This window comes from Shewanella litorisediminis, assembly GCF_016834455.1.
In the GTDB taxonomy this organism is placed as follows: Bacteria; Pseudomonadota; Gammaproteobacteria; order Enterobacterales; family Shewanellaceae; genus Shewanella; species Shewanella litorisediminis.
Map to the genome: position 1 here is coordinate 168,444 of NZ_CP069213.1, position 18,747 is coordinate 187,190.

20 protein-coding genes are annotated in these 18,747 nt (G+C 54.8%); 17 read left to right on the top strand and 3 right to left on the bottom strand.

The genetic code is table 11. The features are described from left to right. Positions 1-193: 193 nt before the first annotated feature. Together hslO and hslR are read right to left on the bottom strand one after the other, a co-directional pair. Positions 194-1,063, bottom strand: a complete 870-nt coding sequence (gene hslO / locus JQC75_RS00745; RefSeq protein ID WP_203325667.1) for an Hsp33 family molecular chaperone HslO — start codon at positions 1,061-1,063, stop codon at positions 194-196. 30 nt (positions 1,064-1,093) lie between these two features. Continuing rightward, on the bottom strand, positions 1,094-1,498 hold the full coding sequence (gene hslR, locus JQC75_RS00750; RefSeq protein WP_203325668.1) for a ribosome-associated heat shock protein Hsp15: 405 nt from the start codon (positions 1,496-1,498) through the stop codon (positions 1,094-1,096). A 270-nt stretch (positions 1,499-1,768) separates the two neighbouring features. Here hslR and gspC point away from each other — a divergent pair, with 270 nt between their 5' ends. Genes gspC through JQC75_RS00810 form a run of 12 tightly spaced genes read left to right on the top strand, consistent with a single transcriptional unit; the run spans position 1,769 to position 13,301 of the window. After that, on the top strand, positions 1,769-2,692 hold the full coding sequence (gspC, locus tag JQC75_RS00755) for a type II secretion system protein GspC (RefSeq protein ID WP_203325669.1): 924 nt from the start codon (positions 1,769-1,771) through the stop codon (positions 2,690-2,692). 26 nt (positions 2,693-2,718) lie between these two features. After that, positions 2,719-4,827 (top strand): type II secretion system secretin GspD, encoded by a 2,109-nt coding sequence (gene gspD, locus JQC75_RS00760; RefSeq protein ID WP_203325670.1) that lies wholly within the window; start codon positions 2,719-2,721, stop codon positions 4,825-4,827. 11 nt (positions 4,828-4,838) lie between these two features. Further along, positions 4,839-6,401, top strand: a complete 1,563-nt coding sequence (gene gspE, locus JQC75_RS00765; RefSeq protein WP_239002057.1) for a type II secretion system ATPase GspE — start codon at positions 4,839-4,841, stop codon at positions 6,399-6,401. 3 nt (positions 6,402-6,404) lie between these two features. Continuing rightward, complete coding sequence (gene gspF / locus JQC75_RS00770; RefSeq protein WP_203325671.1) at positions 6,405-7,628, top strand: type II secretion system inner membrane protein GspF; 1,224 nt, start codon at positions 6,405-6,407, stop codon at positions 7,626-7,628. 37 nt (positions 7,629-7,665) lie between these two features. Beyond that, positions 7,666-8,097, top strand: coding sequence for a type II secretion system major pseudopilin GspG (gene gspG, locus JQC75_RS00775; protein ID WP_203325672.1), 432 nt, complete (start codon positions 7,666-7,668; stop codon positions 8,095-8,097). Between the two features lie 12 nt (positions 8,098-8,109). After that, the gene (gene gspH / locus JQC75_RS00780; RefSeq protein ID WP_203325673.1) at positions 8,110-8,679 is read left to right on the top strand and encodes a type II secretion system minor pseudopilin GspH; all 570 of its coding nucleotides are present in this window, start codon (positions 8,110-8,112) and stop codon (positions 8,677-8,679) included. Between the two features lie 22 nt (positions 8,680-8,701). Then, a complete protein-coding gene (gspI, locus tag JQC75_RS00785) occupies positions 8,702-9,067 on the top strand; it encodes a type II secretion system minor pseudopilin GspI (RefSeq protein ID WP_203327085.1) in 366 nt (121 codons plus the stop codon). Next, positions 9,048-9,824 carry a type II secretion system minor pseudopilin GspJ gene (gene gspJ / locus JQC75_RS00790; protein ID WP_203325674.1) on the top strand — a complete coding sequence of 259 codons (777 nt, stop codon included), beginning with the start codon at positions 9,048-9,050 and terminating at the stop codon, positions 9,822-9,824. Before gspI ends, gspJ begins: the two co-directional genes overlap by 20 nt. Then, on the top strand, positions 9,824-10,798 hold the full coding sequence (gene gspK, locus JQC75_RS00795; protein WP_203325675.1) for a type II secretion system minor pseudopilin GspK: 975 nt from the start codon (positions 9,824-9,826) through the stop codon (positions 10,796-10,798). The genes gspJ and gspK overlap by 1 nt, the downstream gene beginning before the upstream one ends. Before the next feature lie 59 nt (positions 10,799-10,857). Next, positions 10,858-12,048 (top strand): type II secretion system protein GspL, encoded by a 1,191-nt coding sequence (gspL, locus tag JQC75_RS00800; RefSeq protein ID WP_203325676.1) that lies wholly within the window; start codon positions 10,858-10,860, stop codon positions 12,046-12,048. 1 nt (position 12,049) lies between these two features. Next, a complete protein-coding gene (locus JQC75_RS00805; protein WP_203325677.1) occupies positions 12,050-12,526 on the top strand; it encodes a type II secretion system protein M in 477 nt (158 codons plus the stop codon). 19 nt (positions 12,527-12,545) lie between these two features. Then, positions 12,546-13,301 carry a type II secretion system protein N gene (locus JQC75_RS00810; protein ID WP_203325678.1) on the top strand — a complete coding sequence of 252 codons (756 nt, stop codon included), beginning with the start codon at positions 12,546-12,548 and terminating at the stop codon, positions 13,299-13,301. Between the two features lie 195 nt (positions 13,302-13,496). Here the strand turns inward: JQC75_RS00810 and yrfG are convergent, their stop codons facing one another. After that, a complete protein-coding gene (gene yrfG, locus JQC75_RS00815) occupies positions 13,497-14,165 on the bottom strand; it encodes a GMP/IMP nucleotidase (RefSeq protein WP_203325679.1) in 669 nt (222 codons plus the stop codon). An 85-nt stretch (positions 14,166-14,250) separates the two neighbouring features. Between yrfG and nudE the strand changes: the two genes are divergently transcribed. The 5 genes from nudE to JQC75_RS00840 all read left to right on the top strand — a co-directional run bounded on the left by nudE (position 14,251) and on the right by JQC75_RS00840 (position 18,726). Continuing rightward, positions 14,251-14,802 (top strand): ADP compounds hydrolase NudE, encoded by a 552-nt coding sequence (nudE, locus tag JQC75_RS00820; RefSeq protein ID WP_203325680.1) that lies wholly within the window; start codon positions 14,251-14,253, stop codon positions 14,800-14,802. Between the two features lie 45 nt (positions 14,803-14,847). Next, positions 14,848-15,660 carry a 3'(2'),5'-bisphosphate nucleotidase CysQ gene (gene cysQ / locus JQC75_RS00825; RefSeq protein ID WP_203325681.1) on the top strand — a complete coding sequence of 271 codons (813 nt, stop codon included), beginning with the start codon at positions 14,848-14,850 and terminating at the stop codon, positions 15,658-15,660. Next, a complete protein-coding gene (locus tag JQC75_RS00830; RefSeq protein WP_239002058.1) occupies positions 15,653-16,084 on the top strand; it encodes a GNAT family N-acetyltransferase in 432 nt (143 codons plus the stop codon). The genes cysQ and JQC75_RS00830 overlap by 8 nt, the downstream gene beginning before the upstream one ends. A 117-nt stretch (positions 16,085-16,201) precedes the next feature. Beyond that, a complete protein-coding gene (locus tag JQC75_RS00835) occupies positions 16,202-16,870 on the top strand; it encodes a TetR/AcrR family transcriptional regulator (protein ID WP_203325682.1) in 669 nt (222 codons plus the stop codon). After that, entirely contained in the window at positions 16,867-18,726 is a 1,860-nt protein-coding gene (locus JQC75_RS00840; RefSeq protein ID WP_203325683.1) for an MFS transporter, read from the top strand. Before JQC75_RS00835 ends, JQC75_RS00840 begins: the two co-directional genes overlap by 4 nt. Positions 18,727-18,747 lie beyond the last annotated feature (21 nt).

Sequence of the window (18,747 nt, forward strand, 5' to 3'; positions counted from 1 at the left end):
GGTCTCCAAATATCAAGAGGTTTTGTTTTATGGGTACCGATCTGTGTTGCCGGTTTGTGGTACGCCCTGATTTATCGGGTCGAGCGCCCGCGGCGATTGTAACTTAAGCGGCCTTGAATGTGTGAGCCGGATCTGAAAAAACGTCAAAAAAAACGGACGCCCCCGGGCGTCCGTTATCAGTCGGTGATCTGGCTCACTGTTTGGTGGCCTGGTCATCTGAGAGGGGCACATTGGCATAGAGGGCTTCTATGTCGATGGCATCAAATCGGTAGAAGGTATTACAGTACTCACAGCCCAATTCCACCTGACCTTGCTCCGCCAGTAAAGACAGGATTTCTTCCTTGTCTATGCTGCGGATGGCACTGGCGCTGCGCTCCCGGGAACAGGTGCACTTAAAGCTGACGTTGATGGGGTCAAACAGACGTACCTGCTCTTCGTGGTAGAGACGATGCAGCACTTCTTCTGAGGGCAGCTCCAGCAACTCTTCCTGCTTAATGGTGGCAGTGAGGGTGGTCAGATGCTCGTACTCGGCGTTGTGATCGCCTTCGCTTGGCAACACCTGCAGGAAGATACCGGCGGCGCGCTCGCCATCGGCGAACAGCCAAATGCCCGTGGGCAGCTGCTCGGATTGCAGGAAGTACTCCTGAATGCATTCGGCCAGGGTGGGTTTGTCCAGTGCGACCACGCCCTGATAACGCTCGCCGTCATCCGGTGTCAGGGTGATAACGATATAGCCGTCACCAAACAGGTCGTTCAGGCTGGCATCATCGGCCAGAGTGCCTTCCCAACGCGCAACGCCACGCAGTTGCTGGTGGTTATTGCCATTGATCACGGCCAGTGACACAGGACCATTACCCTGTACCTGTACGGCGATGTCGCCGCTGAACTTGAGGGTGGCGGTGAGCAGTGAGGTCGCGGCCATCAGCTCGCCGAGGAAGCGGCGCAGTACGGCAGGATACTCATGGGCGTTCACCACGGATTGGTAAGTATCGGCCAGTTGTACCAGTTCGCCGCGCACGTCGGCATTTTCAAACAAATAGCGGTATAAAGTGTCTTTGTTCATCACGTTAATCTTCATGCGCCAGGCGCTGGGTTAATAATCGCCGGACTTGGCCCTGAGCAGCTCACGGCGCTGCTTCTTGTCGGGTTTGGTGTCCGGTGACGGATTGTTCAATATATTCAGGCGTCGTGCCTCGGCATTGGCGGTACGTTTCTGTATGCTCTGTGCCGTTTCTTCATACAGGCTTTGCGCCAGAGTGGCATTTTGTCGCTGTTCCGACAATTCTTTAATGACCACCTCTTTTTCGTCATATCCCTGACGTATTTTGAGCACAGCGCCAACTTCCGCATTCTTGCTGGATTTGGTGCGGGCCCCGTTGTAATGTACTTTACCGCCGTTAATCATTTCCTTGGCCAGAGCTCGGGTCTTGTAAAAACGAGCGGCCCAGAGCCATTTATCGAGGCGGACGGATTGTGGTATTTGATTCCCGGATTCCATGAATGCTCCACATTTGCAATTATTTGCTACATATAGATAGTGGCCGGATCACGTTGTGCAGGTTCATACGCTTGATCCATACACAGAAATGCCATTTTAGCGGCCTGCCTCACACCCTTTTTGGGCGCGCAAAGTTAGCATAAATGGCGAAAAATCGCCACAGCCTGCGCTGTTATGGGGTTGTTGCCATCCAGTGGCTGAGTTAGCATGTTGCAGGTTTTCCTAAATTATTCTAATCAGAACAGAGACCTGTTAGAGGGTCCGTAAATTATGGATTTATTGGATAAAGTTATCGCCCGGGCAGGACGCATCCCGCACAAGCCACTGAGTCGGCTGGTCTTTTGGCTGGCCTTTGCGGCTTGTTGCTATTTGGCAGCTCAAATCAGCTGGCGCTTGATACCTGCCCAGTCTGAGTCGGCGGCCTGGCGTCCCAATCCCCCTTCCTCCAGTACCAACGGTAGCGGCGGCGTCGATGTCGATGGGCTTAAGTCTCTGTCTCTATTCGGTAAAGCCGATACCAGCAAGCCCAAAGAGCAGCCGGTACAAGATGTCATAACCGATGCACCCAAAACCTCGTTGTCGATTGTGCTGACCGGTATTGTGGCTTCCTCCGCCGAACAAAAAGGCCTGGCCATCATCGAGTCCGGCGGCAGTCAGGAAACCTACGAGCTGGGTGAAAAAATCAAGGGCACTTCCGCTTCGCTCAAGGAAGTGTATGCAGATCGGGTGATTATCACCAATGCGGGACGCTACGAAACCCTGATGCTGGACGGTGTGCCTTACACCAGCGGTGCCAGTGCTCCCGCGATGAATACGAGTCGTCAGCGTGGCTTTGAAGATGAGGTTCGCCGCATCGACAAGCGCGGAGACGAAGACGTGGCGGCAGAACTCTCTTCTTCGCGGGATGAACTTCTCGCCGACCCAAGCAAGTTAACAGATTACATTTCGATTTCTCCGGTCACCCAGGGCGAAGAGCTGGTGGGTTACCGATTGCAGCCCGGTAAAGATCCCGGACTCTTTTCCCAGGCAGGTCTCAAACCGGGAGATCTGGCCAAATCCATTAACGGCTATGATTTGACTGTCAGCACCCAGGCTCTGGAGCTGATGGGACAGCTGACTGAACTGACCGAAATCTCTGTCATGGTAGAGCGGGAAGGTCAGCTGATTGAAATCATGTTCAGTTTGCCGCAATAAGCGAAGTTTTAGGGGACAATAATTAGATGAACAATCAAGGATTCCGACGCAAACTGATCGCCAGCCTGGTGGCTGGTACAGTGCTCCTTTCGCCTGCGATTGCCTGGTCTGCCAACGAACAGCTGGCACCCAGTTTCAAAAATGCCGAGATTCAGGAATTTATTAATACTGTTGGCAAGCGACTGAACAAAACCATCATTGTCGATCCGACCATCCGCGGCAAAATCAACGTCAGAAGTTACGATAACCTCACCGAAGATCAGTACTTCCAGTTCTTTCTGAACGTGCTGCAGGTGTATGGCTACGCCGTGGTGGAAATGGAAAATGGCGTACTCAAGGTCATCAAGGACAAGGATGCCAAAACGTCCAATATCCGTGTGGCCGACGACAACGCGCCGGGTCTGGGTGATGAGCTGGTCACCCGCATCGTGCCCCTGTACAACTCTGAGGCCAAACAGCTGGCGCCGCTTTTGCGTCAGCTTAACGACAACGCCGGCGGCGGTAACGTGGTTAACTACGATCCCTCCAACGTGTTGATGCTCACTGGCCGTGCTGCCGTGGTGAACAAGCTGGTGGAAATCGTTAAACGTGTGGATAAGCAGGGTGATACCGAAGTCCTGGTGGTGCCTTTGCAGCACGCTTCCGCCTCTGAAATGGTGCGGATTATCGATACGCTTTACCGCGCTTCTGCCAACCAGGCACAGCTGCCCGGTCAGGCGCCCAAGGTGGTGGCCGACGAGCGGATTAACGCTGTAGTCATCAGCGGCGATGAAAAGAGTCGCCAGCGCGTAGTGGAATTAGTCAAGCGTCTCGATGCCGAGCAGGCCAGCACAGGCAACACCAAGGTACGCTACCTGCGTTATGCCAAGGCAGAGGACCTGGTCGAAGTGCTCACCGGCTTTGCCCAGAAACTGGAAGAGAGCAAAGAAAGTACGGCTCAGCAAGGCCCCGGCAAGCGTCGCAGCCACATCAACATCATGGCGCACACAGACACCAATGCTCTGGTGATAAGCGCCGAACCCGATCAGATGCGCACCCTCGAGAGCGTAATCAATCAGCTGGATATCCGTCGTGCCCAAGTGCTGGTTGAAGCCATCATCGTGGAAGTGGCAGAAGGTGACGATGTGGGCTTCGGGGTGCAGTGGGCTACCGAATCCGGTGGTGGAACCCAGTTCAACAACCTCGGCCCCACCATAGGTGAGATTGGCGCGGGTATCTGGCAGGCCCGTGGTGAAGAAGCCTCTGAAGTGACCACCATCGACGGTAACGGTAACCCAATCGTTTCCAAAAACCCTGAAAAACGCGGTGACATCACACTGCTGGCTCAGGCGCTGGGTAAAGTTAACGGCATGGCATGGGGTGTGGCCATGGGCGACTTTGGTGCTCTGATTCAGGCCGTGTCCTCCGACACCAACTCCAACGTGCTGGCAACGCCGTCCATCACCACCCTGGATAACCAGGAAGCGGCATTTATTGTGGGTGATGAAGTCCCCATTCTTACCGGTTCGCAAAACTCCAGTAACGGTAACTCCAACCCCTTCCAGACCGTAGAACGTAAAGAAGTGGGTGTGAAGCTGAAAGTGACCCCACAAATCAACGAAGGCAACGCGGTAAAGCTTGCCATCGAACAGGAAGTCTCGGGTATTAACGGCAAGACGGGTGTGGACGTGACCTTCGCCACCCGCCGTTTAACCACCACCGTCATGGCCGACTCGGGCCAAATCGTGGTGCTGGGCGGTTTGATCAACGAAGAAGTGCAGGAGAGCGTGCAGAAGGTGCCTATCCTGGGCGACATTCCGCTGCTTGGTCATCTGTTCAAGTCGTCTTCCAGTGGCAAGAAAAAGAAAAACCTGATGGTGTTTATCAAGCCCACCATTATTCGTGATGGCATTACCATGGAAGGCATCGCCGGGCGTAAGTACAACTATTTCCGTGCCCTGCAGCTTGAGCAACAGGAACGTGGCGTTAATCTGATGCCAAATACCGATGTGCCCGTGCTTGAAGAGTGGGACCAGTCGCAGCATCTGCCACCGGAAGTGAACGATATCCTTGAACGCTACAAAGAAGGCAAGGGGTTGGACACTGACATGCGTGAAAAGGACGCCGCACTGAATTACATCAACGAGAACAAGTAACGGGCGTGCCTATGAGTGACATCAATCAGGGCGAAGTGCTGGAACGCCTGTCCGATGAGCTTGGCGTAGAGGCCGAGACCCAGGTAGACGAGGCGTTTCGCTCCAACAGCCGCGAGCGACTGCCCTTTGCCTTTGCCCACCGTTTTGGTTTGGTGCTCGCCAAAGACGAGCAGGGTGTGCTGGGGCTGTATTACACCGACAAAACACCGCTGGCTGCCTTACTGGAAGTGCGCCGCTACGCCGGTGAAACCGTGCCATTGCAGCGTCTTGACGCTGGCGCCTTCGAGGCCAAATTGACCCAGGCCTATCAGGCCAATTCTTCCGAGGCCCAGCAGCTGATGGAAGACATTGGCAATGAGATGGACCTCTTCACCCTGGCCGAAGAGCTGCCTCAGACCGAGGATCTGCTGGAGGGTGACGATGATGCGCCCATTATCCGGCTTATCAACGCGCTTTTGTCGGAAGCCATCAAAGAAGAGGCCTCGGATATCCATATCGAGACCTACGAGAAGCAGCTGGTGGTGCGTTTCCGGGTGGATGGCGTGCTCAAAGAAGTGCTTAAGCCCAACCGCAAACTCTCGTCACTGCTGGTCAGCCGTATCAAGGTAATGGCCCGTTTGGACATCGCCGAAAAGCGCGTCCCCCAGGATGGCCGTATTTCGTTGCGTATCGGCGGCCGTGCCGTGGATGTGCGGGTGTCGACCATGCCGTCTAGCCATGGTGAGCGCGTGGTGTTGCGTTTGCTTGACAAGAATGCCGGTAATCTGGATTTGGCCCAGCTTGGGATGACAGAAGCCATTCGCGAGCAATTCGACGAGCTTATCCGCAAGCCCCACGGTATCTTGCTGGTAACCGGGCCCACGGGTTCGGGTAAGAGTACCACCCTCTATGCGGGCCTCACCGAAATCAACTCCCGTGACACCAACATCCTCACGGTGGAAGACCCCATCGAATACGAGCTCGAAGGCATAGGTCAGACCCAGGTGAATACCAAGGTGGACATGACCTTTGCCCGCGGCCTGCGTGCCATTTTGCGTCAGGACCCTGACGTAGTGATGATTGGTGAAATCCGTGACCTGGAAACCGCCCAGATTGCGGTGCAGGCGTCCCTTACGGGCCACCTGGTGATTTCGACTCTGCACACCAACACCGCATCCGGTGCCATTACACGTCTGCAGGACATGGGGGTTGAACCTTTCCTGGTGTCGTCCAGTTTGCTCGGTGTATTGGCTCAGCGACTGGTGCGGACCCTGTGCCCAAGCTGTAAGGCGCCCCATGTGCCCGATGAGCGTGAACGTGAACTTCTCGGTATTGGCGGCGGTGATGCGGTTATCTACCGCGCCACCGGCTGTAAGGCCTGTGGCCACAATGGTTATCGCGGTCGTACCGGCATCCACGAGCTGCTGCTGGTGGATGACACTGTGCGTGAACTTATCCACGGCGGCAGGGGCGAGCTGGCGATTGAGAAGTATATTCGTCAATCGGTTCCCAGTATTCGCCACGATGGTATGCAAAAGGTCCTGGCGGGCATTACCACCCTCGAAGAAGTACTGCGGGTGACCCGCGAGGAGTAAGGCATGCCGGCTTTTGAATACAAGGCGCTCGATGGCAAGGGCAAACAGCAAAAAGGCGTAATCGAGGCCGACAGTGCCCGCCATGCCCGCAGTCAGCTACGCGACATGCGCCTGATGCCGCTGGAAATCGAGCCCGTTGTCGAAAAGGAAACCAAGGCCAAGTCCGTCGGCTTCAGTCCCTTCAAGCGTGGGATAAGTGTGGCGGAGCTGGCGCTGATCACCCGTCAGATTGCCACCCTGGTGGCGTCTGGCCTGCCGGTTGAAGAAGCGCTTAAGGCCGTGGGGCAACAGTGTGAAAAGGACCGTCTCGCCTCCATGGTGATGGCGGTGCGCTCACGAGTGGTTGAGGGTTACTCCCTCGCCGATTCCATGGCCGAATTCCCTCATATCTTCGATGATTTGTATCGCTCCATGGTGGCCTCGGGTGAAAAGTCCGGTCATCTGGAGGTGGTGCTCAATCGTCTGGCCGATTACACCGAGCGGCGTCAGCAGCTCAAATCCAAACTCACTCAGGCCATGATTTACCCCGTGATGCTGACCCTGGTCGCCATTGGCGTGGTTGCCGTGTTGCTCGCCGCTGTGGTGCCCAAGGTGGTATCCCAGTTTGAACATCTGGGCCAGGAATTGCCTGCGACCACCCAGGCCCTGATGGCTTCGTCTGCCTTTGTGCAGGACTACGGTCTGCTGATTTTGCTCTTGGTGGTGGTGGCCTTTGTGGTATTTCAGCGGTTGCTTGCCAACGATAACTTCAAGATGAAATACCATCAGTTTTTGCTGCGTCTGCCGGTCGTTGGCCGGGTCAGTCGCAGTATCAACACCGCCCGTTTCGCCCGCACCCTGAGTATTCTCAGCGCCAGTGCAGTGCCGCTGCTGGATGGGATGCGTATCGCCGGTGAAGTGATGCAGAACTTAAGGGTGCGCGAAGCGGTCGAAGAAGCAACGGCCAGAGTGCGCGAAGGAACCAGCCTGGGAGCGGCATTGACCAATACCAAGTTGTTTCCGCCCATGATGCTGTACATGATTGCTTCGGGTGAGAAGAGTGGTCAGCTGGAGAACATGCTCGAGCGGGCTGCGGATAACCAGGACAGGGAATTTGAGGCCAACGTGAACCTGGCGCTGGGGGTGTTTCAGCCGGCACTGGTGATCAGCATGGCTGCGGTGGTGCTTTTTATCGTACTCGCCATCCTGCAACCTATTCTGGAAATGAACAATTTGATTGGTGGCTAAGTACCACCTCAGCGGTTTTTACAAGGAGAAAGCGTCAATGCAAAAGCGCAAGCAACAAGGTTTTACCCTGCTGGAAATCATGGTGGTTATCGTGATCCTGGGCCTTCTGGCCGCCATGGTGTTGCCAAACGTGTTGGGTAACAAAGAATCTGCCGACATCAAAAAAGCGGTGGCCGATATTGTGGCTCTGGAAAATGCACTGGATATGTACAAGCTGGATAACAGCGTGTATCCCACCACTGAACAGGGCCTGGATGCCCTGGTGCAAAAGCCAACCATGTCTCCTGAGCCACGTAACTACCGTGACGGTGGCTATGTGAAGCGTCTGCCCCAGGACCCATGGCGCAGCGATTACATGCTGCTCAGCCCAGGTGAAAACGGCAAAATTGATATCTTCAGTGCTGGCCCCGATATGCAGCCAGGTACCGAGGATGATATCGGTAACTGGAACCTGCAAAAATACCAGTAATACGGGTGTGATGTGAGACAACGCGGTTTTACCCTGATAGAAGTCTTGCTGGTGGTGCTGCTGATGGGCATCGCTGCGGCTGCGGTTACCCTGAGTTTACCGGGTTCCGGGGTAAAGCCTGTGTTGGATAAGGCCGCGAGTCAGTTTCTCGTGGCCACAGATTTGATTCGGGATGAGGCCGTGCTCAGCGGCCAGTTTCTCGGAGTGGTTGTCGATGAAGATAACTACCAGTATGTGGTGCTCCATGAAGGCAAGTGGCACAAACTCGAAAACGACCGCTTACTGGCCGCCAGGAACATGGAGCCCGGCGTTCGTATGAGCCTTGTGGTAGAGGGCTTGCCGCTGGATCAGGAAGAGGAAGACGAGTCCTGGTTCGATGAGCCTTTTATCGATGAACCCACGGCTGAGCAAAAAGCCAAAAACCCCGAACCGCAGATATTGGTATTCCCCAGCGGCGAGATGACCGCCTTTGAACTGACCTTTCTTGGCCGTGATGATTTGGGCCAGGAGGTGGACGTGCTGATAAGTGGTGATGCCTTGGGTCGACTCAAGCTGGGAAGGGGGGATGATGAAACCCCTTAACTCGCTGACCCGACCTGTGAAGATGAAATCGCGGGGCATGACGCTGCTGGAAGTCATGATGGCGCTGGTTATTTTCTCCATTGCCGCCATTTCACTGACCAAAAGCATGAGCGAGATGATGGGCAACTTGCCCATCCTCGAAGAGCGCACCCTGGCTCAATGGGTCGCCGATAATCAGATGGTGGATGCCAGGCTGGAAAAAGGTTTTCCCTCCATCGGTAAAAAAGACGGTGAAGTGGAGCTGGCCGGACGTACCTGGTACTGGCGCAAAGAGGTGGTGAAAACCACCGACGATAATTTTCGCATGATCCGCATCAAGGTCAGCGACGATGACAGATATTCACGGACCCTGGCCGAGATAAGCAGTTATGTCTTCAAGAGAGAATAAGCCTCAGCGGGGATTTACCCTGATTGAGATGCTGCTGGCCATTGCCATTTTTGCCTTGCTGGGGCTGGCGGCCAATGCGGTGCTGGGGACTGTGCTGAAAAATGATGAAGTGACCCAGGACTTCAGCAACAGACTGCGTTACCTGCAACAGGGATTTGGCGCGATTGAGCGTGATTTGGGCCAAATGGTGGCCCGCACCCCGAGACTGCTGGAAGGCGGACGTGGTACCACAGTGCTTCAATCGGGCAGCGATATGCTGGACAGCGAGAGTGAGGCTTTATCCTTTTTTCGTATCGGTTGGCTCAACCCCGATGGCAAGTTGCCCAGGGGCAGTGTGCAGTCGGTGGCCTATGTGGTTGTTGAGGGTAAGCTGGAGCGTTGGTACTACCCTTATCCTGAGCCAGAGTTTGGGGCGCAGCCGCTGAAAACCGTGCTCTTTGACAAGGTATTGTCGGTGGAATACGCCTTCTTCGTTGGCGATAAATGGGAAAAGCGCATCGAGGCGACCACTCTGCCGGAAGCCATCGCCATGGAAGTGGAACTTGAGGGCATAGGCAAAATCCAGCGTAAATTTTTACTGCCAAAAGGCAGCATGCCCAAGTCAGATGATGACGAGGACAAAGATAAGGATAATGGCACAGGCCCCGGTGATGGTTCGGGCAATGAGGCTGGTAATGGCTCCGGCGAAGACAAAGGCAACGGCAATGCGGATGAGTCGGAAGATGACACTGGCCGCCAGGGCAGGGAGGACATCTGATGAACAAACAGCGTGGTGTCGCTCTTATTGTCGTTTTGCTGATCATTGCCATCGTGGCCGTGATAGCCTCCAACGTGACGGCGCGTAACCAAATCAGCATGCGCCGCACCATGAATCTGGCCCAGTACGATCAAGGATACTGGTATGCGCTGTCGGCTGAAGAGTTGGCCCGTAAGGTGCTGAAACAGGATTTGGACGACAGCGAAGGCAAGGTGCATCTTCAGCAGTACTGGGCGCTGGCCAATGTAGTTTTTCCGGTGCAGGGCGGTGAAATCGCCGGCAAGATTTCAGATATGCGGGCCTGCTTCAATCTCAACGCCCTGTCTGTGGCGTCAAAAGAGGTCGAAAACGGGCAACCACAGTTGCCCCTGGCGGCCAAGCAGTTTAAGGCCTTGCTGGTTGCACTGGGAGTGGATGATTTTGGTGCCGAGCGCCTGACTCATACCCTGAAAGATTATTTGGATGAAGACACTGTTACCAGCCCCTTCGGTGCTGAGGATGCAGAGTATGAATCCCGGCCTTCGCCTTACCGCGCGGCCAATACCCTGATGAACCACAAGAGTGAACTCAGGGCGGTGATTGGATTTAACGAAGAGGTGTATCGCAATCTGTCACCCTATGTGTGTGCCATTCCCGGAAATGACAGGCAATTGCTGAACGTTAATACCCTCAAGGTGGAGCAGGCAGCACTCCTGGTGGGAATGCTCGATGGACAGGTCAGTGTGGGCGAGGCCGAAAGCATTATTAATCAGCGGCCATCGGAAGGTTTCGATAATCTGGATGAGTTCTGGCAGTTGACCGGCGCCAAACCCGACGACAAGCTCAAGTCCAGCATAGTGCTCGACAGTAAGTTCTTTTTACTGGAAGCCGGGTCAAAATTGGATGACCGGATTTTCAGGCTCGACAGCGTGCTGGCCCGCACCGGTGGTAACCAGATGGACACCCTGACACGCCAATATGGCGGCCAGCAGTAGAGGCATGGTGACACAGAATAACAACACAGCCTCCCCAGTGTGGGGGCCGGAGAATGACAGTGAGTGAAAGGCTATTTATCCGCCTGGGCACCAAGGCTCAGGACAGCTGTTCCTGGCTGATTTGGTCTGAGCAGGAACAGGAGATCATCGCCTCGGGAGAGCTGCCGGGTGCAGAGTCTCTCGCCAGTCTGACCGAAAGAGCGGGAAACCGACCGGTAGACATTCTTGTGCCCGCGTCCAGCATGACGCTTACCGAAATACACTTGCCGGAAAAAGGCCAGCGTCAGGCGCTCAAGGCGTTGCCATTCATGCTGGAAGAAAACATCGCCCAGGATGTGGATGACATGCACTTTGTGGTGGGCAGCCGCGATGGTGAGCGCCTGTCTGTGGCCGCGGTAGCCCATGAGCAGATGCAAACCTGGCTTGGCTGGCTCGCCGACGCGGGGTTAAAAGCGCGCAAGCTGGTGCCGGACTGTTTGGCTCTGCCACTGGAAAGCTGTGAATGGGCAGCCATGTTGATGGGGCAGGAGCTCTTGGTGCGCACCGGTAAAGGTTCGGGTCTTAACCTGCCACAGGACTGGTTGCCGGTGGCCTTGCCGATGATGCTTGCAGATAAAGCCGCAGCGCCCACGGTGGCCACCTACAACGACATGAACATTCCCGGCGCCGATGTCAGGCCGCAAACCCTCGACCTGCCCATGTTGGTGCTGGCCCGTGGCGTATTGCAGGCGCCAATGAATCTGCTGACCGGTAGCTATAAACCCAAGCGAGAGCTCAGCAAGCATTTGCTGCAGTGGAAGAATGCCCTGATTGTGGTGGCAGTGGCGCTCTTGTTGTCTTTGGTGGACAAGGGGCTGACCATCTATCAGGTGGGTAATCAGGCCGATGTGCTCAAGGCCGAAAGTGAGGCCATCTATCGTCAGGTTGTGCCCGGCTCCAGCCGTATCGTTAACCTGCGCTCTCAGTTGGATAACGAAGTACGCAAGTTGTCCGGCAGTGGCAGCGGCGCTGAGTTTTTCAGCATGCTGCAGCGTCTGAAAACCTCGTTTTCAGACGTGCCAGAGCTAAAACCCAATAGTCTCAGATTTGACAGTGCCCGCAGCGAAATCCGCATGCAGGTGACTGCGAAGGATTATGCCCAGATAGAAAAGTTCAAAGAGCTGGTGGGCAAAGATTTTGAATTGGAAGCCGGTGCCATGAACAGCAGTGACGAAGCCGTCACCAGCACCCTGACCCTGAGGAGTCGCTAAGATGGACAAGCTGAAAACCTGGTGGGATGGACTGGCGACCCGTGAGCAGCAGTTGGTGGGCGCGGGCGGATTCATGCTCGCTATCGCCGTGTTTTATTTTGGCATCTGGAGCCCAATCTCGAGTGCAGAAGAGGCGGCTCTGGGGCGGCTTAAAGCGCAGCAGCAGACACTGAGCTATGTGAAGGACACGGCCAACCGTCTTGCCGGTTTGCGCCAAAGTGGCAGTCGTCCTCAACTGACAGGCAGTATCACCAATGTAGTGAACCAAACAGCCAGCCGTTATGGGCTGACCATTACCCGGATGCAGCCACAGGGAAATAAAATACAGCTGTGGATGGACGATGTGCCCTTCGATGCCTTACTGGGTTATTTGGGCGATCTGGTGCAGCAAAAAGGCCTGTCGCTGGAGCTGCTGGATGTGGGGGAAACCGACACTCCCGGCATGGTAAAGGTTCGTCGTATTCAATTGGCCCAGTAAGGGCAAAAGGGTTTAACGAGTGTTTAAAAAGATAGTTATTGGCGTACTCCTCTATCTGGTATTTATGATTGCACTGCTGCCGGCCTCACTGGTGGTGGCCATCGCACCCCTGCCTCAGGGGATCAGTATTGGCGGTGTAACAGGCACCCTGTGGCAGGGTGAAGCGGCCACGGTACAGGTCAAAGACCGGCAGCTTGAGCAGGTTAAATGGGATATACATGCCCTTAAGTTGCTCACAGGTGCCCTGGTGGCCGATGTGCAGATAGGCGGCCGGGCATCAGCGCTGCAGATGAAAGGCGAGCTTGGCTGGTCTTTTTCCGGTGCACGGGTTGCCAACCTTAAACTGGATACCGGGCATGGATTTTTGCTGGGTAACACCAAGCTGCCTTTTGGTGCCAAGGTGCAGGGTGATGTCAGCCTGATGTTGGCTGAGTATCGCCAGGGTCAGCCTTTGTGCGACGCCCTCACTGGCAAGGTATTTATTCAAAACGCCAATCTTAACAACCAATTTGGTGAGTATCCCCTTGGCAGCGCTGAGCTGAATCTGACCTGCGATGCCGGACAGGTGCAACTGATGGCCATGGAAGATAAAAACCAGCTGGGTCTGACTGGCACTGTGCTGCTGGCTGACCAGGGTAAACTGGTAGTGAAGGCGAAAATCCGCGAAACCGATTTTCAGACTGAAGATATGAAAAAGGCACTGGCGTTCCTTGGCCGAAAAGATGCAGAGGGTTACTACCCGCTGGTGTGGCAGGGAAAGGTGCCCGGCCTCTGATTGAGCCCCCAATAAAAAAGGCGCCATTGGCGCCTTTTTTATTGGGGGCAAGTTGCCTCATTCCTGAATGGCGTGCTGGCAGCTACCTACCTGAGAGGTTTTTCAATTCCTACCGAAGGACACAAGTCCTCACCCTGAGAGACTGGTATGTAGAGCTTCTTCTGAAAATCAGCTCAACCAATATCTCACCGGGTACTAATTTATACGCTGCAGCTCTTTCAATAACATCCGGTAGTCATGGATGGCAGGGAAGTCATTGAAGATTTTATTGGGCTGCCTGCTGTCGGGATTATTGATCCCAAGCTGAAAGCCCACACCGGCATGCTTGGCAGCAGTGAGTATTGCTTCACTGTCGTCGATAAAGAGACATCGCTTGGGGTCGAGTTCGAAACGGGAAAATACCGCTTGCCAGAATAGCGGCGACTCTTTCGGATAGCCGGTTTGATGGCTGGACAGCATCTCATCCAAACCTGTCGCCAGTTCGGTATGTTCGAGCTTCAATGCCAGACTGTTCGGGTGGGCGTTGGTGAGCAGGATACGGCGTTTCCCGGCGTTTTTGAGCGCATTCAGAAAGGGCATGCTGTCCTGTCGCAGTTGTATGCGGTCTACCAGGGTGCGGTGCAGGGCCATGATATCCAAACCGAGTTCCCGCTCCCAATAGTCGAGGCAATACCATTCCAGAGTGCCTGCTACCTTGTCGTATGCTGCTCTGACATGGATGGCTGCGGCCTCGCTGCTGATGCCGTGCAGGCGGCTCAGTGTGCCGGGGACCAGTGATAACCAAAAGTGGTTGTCAAAATGCAGGTCGAGCAAGGTGCCGTCCATGTCGAGCAGTACTGTGTCAATTCGGTCCCAGGGAAACATTGGAAAATTCCATTGGTAGATTAAAAATGGGGTAGTAAGATTGTACCCCATCATGATTGATGAAACTCAAGAGTCAGGGGCGAGCATGGGAGAGCGGCGCCAGAAGCCGGAAATACTGCACACTGAGGTCGTGGCCAAAAGCCGCTTATTTCAGATAGAGCAGGTGCATCTGCGCTTTGCCAATCAGGTAGAACGCTACTATGAGCGCATGAAGGGCTCGAATCGTGGCGCTGTCATGGTTGTGCCCGTGCGAGGTGAGCACTTGTTGCTGGCTCGGGAGTATGCCGCCGGCACTGACAACTATGAGCTGGGCTTTCCCAAGGGTTTGGTGGATCCGGGCGAATTGCCCGCCGAGGCCGCCAACCGGGAATTGCAGGAAGAAATTGGCTTTGCAGCCCGTAAACTTACCCTGCTTAAGGAGTTGAGTCTTGCGCCGGGATATTTTTCCAGCAAGATGCAGATTTTTCTGGCCGAAGATCTCTACGAAAGTTGCCTCGAAGGTGATGAACCCGAGCCGATTGAGGTAGTGCCATGGCCTCTCGAGGATTGGCAACAGCTTCTTGAACTTAATGATTTTTCTGAATCCCGCAGCGTCAGTGCTTTGTTTTTGGCACAAAAGCATCTAAACCTTAAATAAAGAGTTCCGGGCCGCGTGAGGCAGTGCCCCCCTTCTGGAGTGGTTATGAAGCCAGAACACTTGGTCGATGAGGCAATTGCCATCGCGACCCAGGCAGGTAACAAGATCCGTGAAATTTACCTGGCCGGTGATTTTGAGCGGATAGTGAAATCAGACAATACCCCTGTGACTTCTGCCGATCTTGCCGCCAATCAAATCATCATGGATGGGCTCAGGCAACTGACGCCGCACATCCCGATTTTATCGGAAGAGGCCGCCGATATTCCGCTATCTGACCGAGCCCACTGGCCTTGCTATTGGCTGGTTGATCCCCTCGATGGCACCGGTGAGTTTATTGCTGGCAGTGGCGATTTTTCTGTCATTATCGCGCTGGTGGAACATAACCGTCCTGTGATGGGAGTGGTGTATGTGCCCATGACGGGAGTGTGTTACTACGCGGTGGCGGGCCTTGGCGCTTACAAGCGCAGTGGTGGCATGGAAGTCAGGATCACCAGTCGTCAGCTGCCTTCCGGCGTTGTCCCTTCGCTGCGACTTGCCGTCAGCCGTCGTCAGGATCCTCAATCGGTATTGAAGCTCTTTCATCACCCCCGCCATTGTGAGCTGGTGGTGATGGGCGGCGCAGCCCTGAAAAGCTGTCTGGTGGCAGAAGGCCGTGCCGATTGTTATGTCCGGGTGGGACCCACAGGTGAGTGGGACACAGGGGCGGCGCAGATCATTATCGAAGAGGCCGGCGGCCAATTGATGGATATAGAGCTGCAACCCCTCAGCTATAACGAACGTGACACCTTTGAAAATCCCAATTTTGTGGTGGTAGGTTCGCCCAATCTCGATTGGGACAAGATTCTTGTTGGTGAATAATATTTTGCAAATTCAATCTCTCTGTGCGCGCGACTGGCAGGATGCCTATGATGTCGAACGTACCTGTTTTGGTTCTCACGCCTATCCCGACTTCTTCTTTCGCCAGGCGGTGGATGCCTGGCCCGATGGTTTGATTGGCGCCTTTATCGACGGTGAGCTGGTGGGGTACGCCCTGTGCGTCCCCGGGAAAGAGCCCACTATCGGCTGGATCCTCTCTGTTGCCGTGCTCGACTCCCATCGAGGCTGTGGTGTGGGTAAAGCGCTGATGAACCAATGCTTGTCGTTGGGGTTTGCCAGCCTCAAGCTCACGGTGGCACCGGACAATCCTGCCAGACACCTCTACTTCAAACTTGGCTTTCAGCAACAGGCATTCGAGCGGGATTATTTTGGTCCCGGTGAAGACAGGTTGCTGCTTGTGCGTTGAGTGAACTTCGTGGAATTCCTGGCTGAAAACAGTGTTTTTTATTATTGTGAACGTTGTTTTTAATTTTTGCAGCTGTTAGCTTGTCACTACTGATTGAGACGGCAAACAGGGTGAGGGATGGCAAGGCGCAAGGAACACAGCCATGAGCAAATCCGCGAGATGGCAATTAATGAGGTAGAGCGCTGGTTGGAGGCTGAGCCCCTGCAGGATCTCAGTCTTCGCAAGGTGGCTCAGCGAATAGGTTATGCCCCCAGTACTCTGGTGAAGGTATTCGGCAGTTACCCCTGTTTGCTGCTCGCCGTTGCCGGGCGCTCGCTTGAAGTGCTGGACAATATCTTTGCCAGGCACTTGGCCAATAGCCAATCCCACAACGTCCAGGGCTCCAAGCCCCACTTGGATGCATCACAGGCGAAAGCGGCACTCAATGCGATGGCGCAGAGTTACGGGCAGTTTGCCCTGTCCTCACCGGGGCGTTTTTCTCTGGTGTTTGAGCTGAAATTGCCCGCCGAAGCGCCACTGCCTTCGGAGCACTGCGCCCTGATAGAATCCCTGTTGCACCGACCAGAATCTTGCTTAAGTGCCATGTTTCCTTCGCTGGGTGCATCCCAGCTCAGATATCAAACCCGCCTCCTGTGGGCTGCGCTTCATGGTCTCGTCGCCTTGTCGCTGCAGGACAAGCTGTTTTTGCTCGAACATTCGTTGGCCGAACTCCTGACGGTTCAGCTTGGAAACCAATTGCACGCGATTTCTGTGCTCGATGCCCTGCACACGGAGGTGAAGCCATGATATTCAGTCGCCGATTTTTGCCCTATTTTTTGACCCAGTGCCTGGGGGCGCTCAACGACAACATATACAAGAATGTGCTCTTGCTGCTGGTGGCCTACAGTCAGGTCGACAAGTTGCCCATGGACCCCAACTTGTTTGTAAACTTGGCCGCCGGGGTGTTTATTCTGCCGTTTTTCCTGTTTTCGGCCCACGCCGGTGGTATCGCAGACAGCATGGACAAGGCGAAGCTTATCCGCAGGCTTAAGCTGCTGGAGCTGGGTATTATGTCCTGTGCTGCGGTGGCGCTGGTCAGCGAGCATTATCTTGCCATGCTTCTGCTGTTGTTTATGACCGGTAGCCAGTCGGCCTATTTTGGTCCTGTGAAATACTCCCTGTTGCCTCAGGCGCTGAAAGAAGATGAGCTGGTGAGCGGTAACGCCTGGGTTGAAATGGGCACCTTTTTATCCATTCTGGTGGGCACCCTGAGCGCGGGATTGCTGGTTGCCAGTGAAGGTGCCACCTGGCTTGCTGCCATCACAGTGGCAACCCTCTCACTGGCGGGCTATCTCAGCAGTCGCGCCATTCCGGCACTGCCACCCCAGGGCAAGGTTCACAAGATACAGTTTGCCCCTCTGTCGGGCACCTGGCGTAGCGTACAGCGGGTAAGGCGCAGTCCCACCATTTGGATGGCGATTCTGGCCATCAGTTGGTTTTGGTTTCTGGGAGCCACTTACCTGACCCAGTTCCCCAATTTTGCCCGTGAACACCTCCATGGCGATGCCACCGTGGTCTCTGTACTGCTCGCCCTCTTTTCCATTGGCATAGCAGTGGGTTCTTTTGTGTGCGAGCGCATATCCTTTGGCCGGGTAGAGTTGGGGGTCTTACCCTTCGGTGTGGCCGGTTTAACCCTGTTTGGGGTAGATATGCTGTTTGCCCTGCCGGGCCTGTCAGCACCTCTGACGCTCTATGGTGCAGCCGAGTTTGTACAGCTGAGTGCCCACTGGCGTCTGATGTTCGATCTCTTTATGGTGGGGGTGAGCGGAGGCCTCTTTATCGTGCCTCTGTACGCCTTCATCCAGACCCGTGCGGCCAGGGGCGAGTGTGCCCGCGCCATTGCGGCAAACAACATAGTCAATGCCCTCTTTATGGTGGTGTCGGCGCTGCTTTCCATGTTGCTGCTTGGCCTGGTTGGGCTGGGTATACCCGAGCTGTTTTTGCTGCTGGCACTGATGAATGCCGTGGTGGCCTTTTATGTCTATCGCCAGGTGCCTGAATTTGCGCAGCGTTTTATCTCTTACTTGCTGAGTCATTTGATGTATCGGGTGACTATCAAGGGGCGGCATTTTATTCCCAAAGAAGGGGCGGCGCTGATGGTGTGTAATCACGTCAGTTATGTCGATGCCTTACTGCTGCTCGGGGCATCAACCCGACCGGTGCGCTTTGTGATGGACAAGAGCATCAGTGAAATGCCGCTGCTGAAGTACTTGTTCCGTCATGCCGGCGTTATCCCTATCTGTTCCCCAAAACAATGTGAGGCCACCTATAACGCCGCTTTTGAACGCATTGATGAGGCACTGATGGATGGGGAGTTGGTGTGCATTTTCCCCGAAGGACGATTGTCACCGGATGGGGCCTTGGGCGAGTTCCGGCCTGGGGTTGAGAAAATCCTCACCCGCCGACCTGTACCTGTCATCCCCATGGCACTTAAGGGTTTATGGGGTTCTTTCTTCAGCCATAAGGATGGCCATGCCCTGACATCGCGTCCAAAGCGATTCTGGTCAAAGGTTGAAATTGAAATCGCGCCGGCCTTAGATGGCAATAAGACAGATCGCCATCAGTTGCAAAACCAGGTGGCTCAATTGCTGGCCGGGACTTAATCCCTGGCCATTGTTATCAGG

Bases quoted from the DNA above. Each gene is read 5' to 3' on its own strand.
- hslO (WP_203325667.1), bottom strand. From the start codon at position 1,063: ATGAACAAAGACACTTTATACCGCTATTTGTTTGAAAATGCCGACGTG.
- hslR (WP_203325668.1), bottom strand. From the start codon at position 1,498: ATGGAATCCGGGAATCAAATACCACAATCCGTCCGCCTCGATAAATGG.
- gspC (WP_203325669.1), top strand. From the start codon at position 1,769: ATGGATTTATTGGATAAAGTTATCGCCCGGGCAGGACGCATCCCGCAC.
- gspD (WP_203325670.1), top strand. From the start codon at position 2,719: ATGAACAATCAAGGATTCCGACGCAAACTGATCGCCAGCCTGGTGGCT.
- gspE (WP_239002057.1), top strand. From the start codon at position 4,839: ATGAGTGACATCAATCAGGGCGAAGTGCTGGAACGCCTGTCCGATGAG.
- gspF (WP_203325671.1), top strand. From the start codon at position 6,405: ATGCCGGCTTTTGAATACAAGGCGCTCGATGGCAAGGGCAAACAGCAA.
- gspG (WP_203325672.1), top strand. From the start codon at position 7,666: ATGCAAAAGCGCAAGCAACAAGGTTTTACCCTGCTGGAAATCATGGTG.
- gspI (WP_203327085.1), top strand. From the start codon at position 8,702: ATGAAATCGCGGGGCATGACGCTGCTGGAAGTCATGATGGCGCTGGTT.
- gspJ (WP_203325674.1), top strand. From the start codon at position 9,048: ATGTCTTCAAGAGAGAATAAGCCTCAGCGGGGATTTACCCTGATTGAG.
- gspK (WP_203325675.1), top strand. From the start codon at position 9,824: ATGAACAAACAGCGTGGTGTCGCTCTTATTGTCGTTTTGCTGATCATT.
- JQC75_RS00805 (WP_203325677.1), top strand. From the start codon at position 12,050: ATGGACAAGCTGAAAACCTGGTGGGATGGACTGGCGACCCGTGAGCAG.
- yrfG (WP_203325679.1), bottom strand. From the start codon at position 14,165: ATGTTTCCCTGGGACCGAATTGACACAGTACTGCTCGACATGGACGGC.
- nudE (WP_203325680.1), top strand. From the start codon at position 14,251: ATGGGAGAGCGGCGCCAGAAGCCGGAAATACTGCACACTGAGGTCGTG.
- cysQ (WP_203325681.1), top strand. From the start codon at position 14,848: ATGAAGCCAGAACACTTGGTCGATGAGGCAATTGCCATCGCGACCCAG.
- JQC75_RS00835 (WP_203325682.1), top strand. From the start codon at position 16,202: ATGGCAAGGCGCAAGGAACACAGCCATGAGCAAATCCGCGAGATGGCA.
- JQC75_RS00840 (WP_203325683.1), top strand. From the start codon at position 16,867: ATGATATTCAGTCGCCGATTTTTGCCCTATTTTTTGACCCAGTGCCTG.